At 52.2% G+C, this 467-nt stretch carries 1 protein-coding gene; it reads left to right on the top strand.

What is annotated here, in order from left to right; genetic code table 11:
* Positions 1–467: hypothetical protein (locus tag AB4114_RS35900; RefSeq protein WP_441992690.1), on the top strand; the 467-nt coding region annotated here is incomplete at both ends.

The raw sequence follows: 467 nt of genomic DNA, 5'->3' as shown, positions 1-467 counted from the left end.
ATTAAGCGGAGTTACACTGGGCGGTACATTGGGTACGCAACAACCGGGTCTAGTCAGTGTAACAGGGCATAACGATGGAGGACACGTAGGGCCGGAAGCAAGTGATACCGTCCGGATCGTGTTTGACATTCCGACGAACCAGTCGATTACAGCGGGTGATTTAGCGACTGCAGTCCTACTGTCGAACGGGACATGGGGGAACTCAACGGTCGTTTGGGTGGATGACAAAACGATGGACATCGTGTTGGGAAGTACGGCGAATGTATTCGCAACGTCGAATTACACGGTAACTATTGACTATGATCAATTGACGACCAATGGCAATCCGTTTAAAAATATTGGATTGGAAGCAGCCAGCACGTCCACGGGATTGAGCACGGCGATGGCGATTGCGCCGACATTTGGTGCGGGTGCGGTACCGACAGCCATCACAGCGGCAACGACGACAACGTACGACGATACAACGT

This window comes from Paenibacillus sp. 2RAB27, from assembly GCF_052115445.1.
Classification (GTDB): Bacteria; Bacillota; Bacilli; order Paenibacillales; family NBRC-103111; genus Paenibacillus_E.
The sequence above is the reverse complement of the archived record's forward strand: the minus strand, read 5'-3'. Positions and strand labels throughout refer to the sequence as shown.